We start from the raw sequence: 5556 nt of genomic DNA on the forward strand, positions 1-5556 counted from the left end.
CCGCCAGCAAAAGACGGATGGTCAGACGAAACAGGTGGGGGGTCAAAATTGGACGCCGGTCACCCCGCCAGAGGGGTCAATATTCCACGCCGAAACACAGCGTTCACTGGCATGGGAAGCGGAAACAAGCTGTTTGCGGTACGTCGGGAGCTGAAATTCAGGCCGTCCGAACGTCCATCTATTGATGCGGTCTATGCAGCGGCCGTGCAGAAATACGGCGAACCGTCCTATGTGAACAAAGACGACACCGCCATCTGGGCGGCATGGAAATTCAGTTCTGTCGATGCTCCTGCGGAGAAACTCAAGTCATCGCTCAGTTGTATCGGGACTAGCGATTTCCCTGTGGGCCTTAATGACCACACTGCCGGGAAAGTGAAGAAGAGTGCAAGTTTTTGTGGTCTGTATATCGAATTTACAGTCCGAGGCGACCAGACCGGTCTCGCCAACGAACTCGACATGGGCATGATGAACCATCTCGATCTGGTCAGTGACTTCGAGACCGATAATCAGGATGCGCGGAAAAGAATTGACGCTGCGAGGGCGAAGAACACCAGCAGCGCTGCGCCCGCACCGAAACTGTGAGGGTTTGTCGAAGACTCTGCGTGATGCGGGGTCTTCGATTTTCGACCGACCATTGATTGCGTTCTCACTAACCCGTGACAGAAGCATCATCTTCACAAGATGTCTGAGAAGGCGCACACAGCGACAAATCGGTCTTTTCTTGGCCTGTTGTATTGTCTAGGCTACGTTGCATTTTATCACAGGAGACGACCATGGATAGAAACCCTGCCGCCGAGTTGGTAGACAGGTTAATCGAGGCGGGCTGCGGCATTTATGCGCTTGGCACCGTCGGATACTCATTGGCTGATCCGCCGGATGACAAAGAGGTGTCTGATCGTGTCCATGACATTTTGGAGGACTTCGGGCCTCGTGATCATCTCTTCGGTGACATAATCGCGTATCTGAATACGATCGGACGGGTTCTTCCCCTTGAAACTTTAGACGCTGATCCAATGCGGCCGGATAGGTTACATTAGCCGCCTGCGTCCCGGATACAGGACCGGATATTTCCTATTTTGAATAAACGCATAAGAGGTTAGGTCTGCGGTCTCGTAGTCAACAGCAGAACTATCGATTTTGTGCCGGCACGCAGGTAAACTGTTCAGATGATTGATTTTCGTAATCAAAACCCCTTCTATGAAACGCTTTTTCAAACCATCGAACAAAAAGCTGGCGTCGAGTTCGATCCTGAGGCTTTGGGCGCGATTATCGGCTTTGAGGTCGGTGGCCCAATTGCTCTCCGCACTGCCACACACAGTAAAATTTGCGTGACAAGTGAACTCGCGATGTATCCGGAACAGATGATCAGCGCGGAAGGCCTGCAGCGCTACGAGCTTATGACCGAAGGTCATTTCGAGCTGGAAGTCGCGCGGACGCTTTTGACTGCCGTGGGTGCCATGTCGCTCTCGGCGATGCTCGGTGACGGCCATACGATTGATGTGTCAGCGGTTACCGGCAGCGATGGCCCCGCGATGGTTGTACTGAGCCTTTATGCGAGGATTAAGTTTGAGGGGAGCAGCTACGGCATTTACCGTCTGTCGCCAGCCATGTGACTGATCCACCAGGAGCTGCCCTGGAGGCTTTGGGCAGACGTCGTCTGCTGGTAGATACGGCAATGGTAATCCCTCATCTTAACCGGCGGTCGAGTCCCCAACCACAGATGCAGAATGACAATTGACGCGACGATAAGCTTACGAAGCCACGTCTAGTTTTTGGCGATCAACAATGGAACTATCGACTTTACGTCGGCGCGTGCTTTCATCCTCTCAATGCGGTGCTCCACGGTTCGTGGGGAGAGTTCGATAACGTGACCGATTTCACGTGCGGACAATCCTTCGCGTAGCAATTGAACGATAGACAGATCGATGTCATCAAAACGAGCGTCGCGGACTACGGCCGAGATAGAATGGACCTCACCGAGAATGACGCACCATGTCTTTTTCGCTGTTGGATCGGGTACGACGATGCCACTCGCAACAACTCTAGCATCCTGAATGACGTGATCGATTTTGCCGATAGTCGGCCGTCCATCGCTAATCGCTTTTTGGCAAACCCCGACGATGTGCTGTTCGAGGAGGGGAACCCTCGAGAAGTCACGGAGACCACCGGCGTTTTGAAGGCCTTTGGCGTCGATCAGGCTGGTCGGAATCCCATATCGTTGGATGAAGTCCATATGCCAATTGGGTGGCGCATTCACCATGTCAACGACGATCAATGCCATGTTGACTTTCAGGAGGCCTTTCACGGAACGCCAGATGGCATCTGGTGAGACCGATAGCCCGCCGGAATTCTCCAGCCACGCATCTGTCAGTCGTCTCGCCAGATCGGGAAATGGGACATTTGGCCTCAATAGGCGTCCGCCCAAACGGACAAAAACGAACGGTTTTGTCACGACAGACTGGAGGTTGTCGTTCTACGCGTAATTGCCTCTCATTGTTGAATTCAAGACTTGAACGAGAGACTGAATGCCCCTCCCGCGAAACCGTTCGTTTCTGTCAAGTCGTGATTGCAGGCGAGTGAAATGAGAGGCTTCATCAGTACCATGGCGAGGATCGGTTACGCGCGTGTTTCGACGACCGACCAACATCTTGATTTGCAGAGAAACGCCCTTTGTCTGGCGGGGTGCGAACGTGTATTCGAAGACCACGGCGTTTCAGGAAGTCACCAGCAAAGAGGTGGCCTGTCTTCGATGCTGAAGGTGCTTCGGCGCGGTGATATTCTGGTCGTTTGGAGGCTTGATCGTCTCGGAAGGTCGATCACCCATCTGATTTCCATGGTCGAAACTCTGAAGCGCCGTGGGGTCGGCTTCGTATCCCTGACTGAAAGCATAGATACGTCGTCGGCGGGCGGTCAGTTGATATTCCACATTCTCGCGGCCCTTGCCGAATTCGAGAAGTCGCTGATCCGGGAGCGGACCATCGCTGGCATAGCTGCCGCGAAGGCACGAGGTAAATTGCCTGGGCGACGTCCTGCGCTGACCGAGATGCAATGCAGGGAAATCCTTACTGTGCTGAACGCCGGTGCATCCGTGCGGGAGGTTGCTCGAAAGTACAACGTTCATCCTCGAACGGTTCTTCGGGGGATACGCCGGTTGGCGTGAAGCTGAGGTGGCCTGCCCGATTCCCCCGGGATTAGAGCATCTGTGGCAATGCAAGTGCGAGCGTAGCCGAAAGAACAATGAACACAACGAGAATGATTAGCTTCATTGCACTCCTCTCTTCCCGCCTCCTCGCTATGGCGGCGAATAGAGCCAATAAAAAGAGAACCAACAAGCTGTAATAGGCCGCTCGAAAAACATTGACGAATTGATCGCCGAATGAGGCGTCTTCCAATGGCCTCGGTTGGAAATCTGCGATCCCAAGAAGAACGATGTAATAAGCGACGAAGATCGATTGAATGATCGGGTTGCGTCCCCAAATCGCGATCACCGATATGGGGGGACCGATAACGGCAAACGATATGATCGCTTGTCCGAGAATGGGGACGGCAGTTATTTGCCAGAACGCGGCAGAATTCTCGACGCCAATCGCAACCCATAAGCAGAGCGCAACAGGCGCGGCGCACAAGACAAAAGCCCATTTCAATTCGTATGATGTAACAGCCATGGACTTCATGGAACGACCTCGCACCTATCGTTGGCAGAAATAGAATCATCAGGTCGCACAGGCCAACAGCCCCATCCGTGCCTATGTCAGTTTGCCTCTATGGTGATGGTGTAGCTTGAGGGGTTGTCCGCATAGGTACGCTACAGATACGTCGCCGCATTCACCTCGTACTCGATGCTGGGTTCACGGGAGAAGGCGGTACTGATCAGAACGCCATCGACGCCCCGGCTACCAACCACGCGCAGATCGAATGTGACATCTGGTTGGTCTACCGCGATCCTGATGCGAGCGGCGTTCGCGAGCGTGAAGGCGAACCATGCGTCCTTCATCGGCCCTTCGCCAGTTCGCCCCTCGAAGGTAAGGAAGCCTTCGACCTTACCCAAATAGGCAGGCTGGTCCGTTGTGCCTGCGGCGACGTAACGAGATTCTGCAAAAGCGGGCATGCCCGCCGGGCCAAGCAGCGCGATGACGACCGACAACAGGCGCAAAACTGGTAGAAGTCTTTTCGGCATAACTCCTTCTCCGAGCAGCCCGCTTCTCCAGAGGTACTCCAGGAAGCCGTTCATGCGCAAAGCACCCCTGCTGGACATGTTTACATCAGCCTTTTAGGGTTCGCTTCGGTCAAGGCCAGTGGCATGTTGCCGTTCAGGCATATTCGGCGAAAAGAGGAGAGTGGGTGCCCTTGAACAGCGTAACGTCAGCAGAGTGGCAGGAATTTGTGACCCAGAGGTCGAGGAAGCTTCCCGACCCCGCCGTGACCGAGGCCCTCTCGAGGTTTCAGCTAGTGCCCGGAGGACCCCAAAACGAAACCGCGGACGCGTGCGTTCATCGCGGCGATCTCGCGATTGACGGGGATTTCGTCCCGTCTTCATGGATCACTGTGATCGACGGAAACCTGCATGTCAGCGGCAAAGTCTCAACATGCATCGAAGGGGGCGATGGCCATGTTACCCTCGTTGTCTTTGGCGATCTGAAGTGTGGCAGCATCGACAATGACTGGGCCAGCATTATCTTCGTCACCGGAGATGCCGTCGTCAGGGACTGGGTTTTTGCGTCCAGGGAAGACTCGTCGATGGTAGTCGGTGGCGATTTCAGGACGCCGATTTTTATCGGTGCCGATATCTGGGTATCTGTCGGCGGCTCGGTCGAGATGGAATACGGATACGGGTATGCAGTTGCTCTTGCATGGTTCGCTGATGCCTATCGCGCACCCCAGGTACGGCCGACATATGGTTGGCGCGAGTTGGCCATGAAGCTCGGCTTGGGGCAAGATCGTATTCGCGAGGAGCGGCTTGTGGAGTTACTGGAAGAGCGTTTGCGGATGACGGGAAGCCTGTTGCGCCCGGTGTGAACGCCGGGACATGATCCTCAACTGGCTGTATGCATCCCACAACATTTACTTTTGGACGCGGCGGTCTGATCCCATGGACGATGACGAACCGGAGAAGAAAATGAGGAGCGCAGAGCGAGCAAGTCCGCTTCGGTATCTTGAGATATCGACCATTGGCAGCTTCTGCGCTGCATTTTTGAGTTTCGGGGTGGCCACGGCGATGCCGGCGGACATGACGGCGGAGCGTCTTCTCACTATCTGTGACGCGCCCACCGTGCGGACCGCGATGATCAAGGGTGACGAACTTGGCTGGCCGCGGCTGACCGATGCGGAAACAGAGGAATGGCGTCGTAGTTTCGTCGCCTATAATGGCGGTTCGGTGGACGTTGTGGGCTGGCGGCAAGAAAAGGCAGGCGGAGTCGAGTCATTGTCTTTTTGGCTTGCTACTGGTTCGAACGGACAGTAACCCTCCGCCGAAGGCCGTCTGCCGTGATTTGCTGATTAGCTTTAAGTCTATACCTTATGTCATGCGCTACAGTCATTTCCCCCATTGAGGTTTTA

9 protein-coding genes are annotated in these 5556 nt (G+C 54.7%); 6 read left to right on the forward strand and 3 right to left on the reverse strand.

Going from position 1 to position 5556, the window contains the following annotated elements:
• The 3 genes from ACQZ40_RS25505 to ACQZ40_RS25515 form a co-directional block, all read left to right on the forward strand.
• Window positions 1–582, forward strand: a 582-nt coding sequence (locus tag ACQZ40_RS25505) for a hypothetical protein (RefSeq protein ID WP_448748903.1), incomplete at its 5' end; no start/stop codon positions are given.
• A 191-nt stretch (window positions 583–773) separates the two neighbouring features.
• Window positions 774–1037 (forward strand): hypothetical protein, encoded by a 264-nt coding sequence (locus ACQZ40_RS25510; protein WP_104679730.1) that lies wholly within the window; start codon window positions 774–776, stop codon window positions 1035–1037.
• A 129-nt stretch (window positions 1038–1166) separates the two neighbouring features.
• Window positions 1167–1613, forward strand: coding sequence for a hypothetical protein (locus tag ACQZ40_RS25515; protein WP_104679729.1), 447 nt, complete (start codon window positions 1167–1169; stop codon window positions 1611–1613).
• Window positions 1614–1765: 152 nt separating this feature from the next.
• On the opposite strand, the gene ACQZ40_RS25520 is transcribed toward ACQZ40_RS25515, so the two are convergent.
• Window positions 1766–2281, reverse strand: a complete 516-nt coding sequence (locus tag ACQZ40_RS25520; RefSeq protein ID WP_051671912.1) for an AsnC family protein — start codon at window positions 2279–2281, stop codon at window positions 1766–1768.
• A gap of 300 nt (window positions 2282–2581) precedes the next feature.
• Here ACQZ40_RS25520 and ACQZ40_RS25525 point away from each other — a divergent pair, with 300 nt between their 5' ends.
• Window positions 2582–3160, forward strand: a complete 579-nt coding sequence (locus ACQZ40_RS25525; protein WP_104679728.1) for a recombinase family protein — start codon at window positions 2582–2584, stop codon at window positions 3158–3160.
• 31 nt (window positions 3161–3191) lie between these two features.
• Here ACQZ40_RS25525 and ACQZ40_RS25530 read toward each other — a convergent pair whose 3' ends face one another.
• Window positions 3192–3674 carry a hypothetical protein gene (locus ACQZ40_RS25530; RefSeq protein WP_104679727.1) on the reverse strand — a complete coding sequence of 161 codons (483 nt, stop codon included), beginning with the start codon at window positions 3672–3674 and terminating at the stop codon, window positions 3192–3194.
• A 131-nt stretch (window positions 3675–3805) separates the two neighbouring features.
• Window positions 3806–4231, reverse strand: coding sequence for a hypothetical protein (locus tag ACQZ40_RS25535; protein WP_174016234.1), 426 nt, complete (start codon window positions 4229–4231; stop codon window positions 3806–3808).
• Window positions 4232–4347: 116 nt separating this feature from the next.
• Between ACQZ40_RS25535 and ACQZ40_RS25540 the strand changes: the two genes are divergently transcribed.
• Complete coding sequence (locus ACQZ40_RS25540; RefSeq protein ID WP_104679725.1) at window positions 4348–5016, forward strand: hypothetical protein; 669 nt, start codon at window positions 4348–4350, stop codon at window positions 5014–5016.
• A 10-nt stretch (window positions 5017–5026) separates the two neighbouring features.
• Window positions 5027–5461, forward strand: a complete 435-nt coding sequence (locus tag ACQZ40_RS25545) for a hypothetical protein (protein ID WP_448748904.1) — start codon at window positions 5027–5029, stop codon at window positions 5459–5461.
• Window positions 5462–5556: the final 95 nt, after the last annotated feature.

It is taken from the genome of Agrobacterium sp. 16-172Ci, from assembly GCF_053522725.1.

Excerpts from the sequence above, each read along its gene's own strand:
- ACQZ40_RS25520 (WP_051671912.1), bottom strand. The coding sequence starts at position 2,281 with ATGGCATTGATCGTCGTTGACATGGTGAATGCGCCACCCAATTGGCAT.
- ACQZ40_RS25535 (WP_174016234.1), bottom strand. The coding sequence starts at position 4,231 with ATGAACGGCTTCCTGGAGTACCTCTGGAGAAGCGGGCTGCTCGGAGAA.
- ACQZ40_RS25510 (WP_104679730.1), top strand. The coding sequence starts at position 774 with ATGGATAGAAACCCTGCCGCCGAGTTGGTAGACAGGTTAATCGAGGCG.
- ACQZ40_RS25525 (WP_104679728.1), top strand. The coding sequence starts at position 2,582 with ATGAGAGGCTTCATCAGTACCATGGCGAGGATCGGTTACGCGCGTGTT.
- ACQZ40_RS25530 (WP_104679727.1), bottom strand. The coding sequence starts at position 3,674 with ATGAAGTCCATGGCTGTTACATCATACGAATTGAAATGGGCTTTTGTC.
- ACQZ40_RS25545 (WP_448748904.1), top strand. The coding sequence starts at position 5,027 with ATGATCCTCAACTGGCTGTATGCATCCCACAACATTTACTTTTGGACG.
- ACQZ40_RS25515 (WP_104679729.1), top strand. The coding sequence starts at position 1,167 with ATGATTGATTTTCGTAATCAAAACCCCTTCTATGAAACGCTTTTTCAA.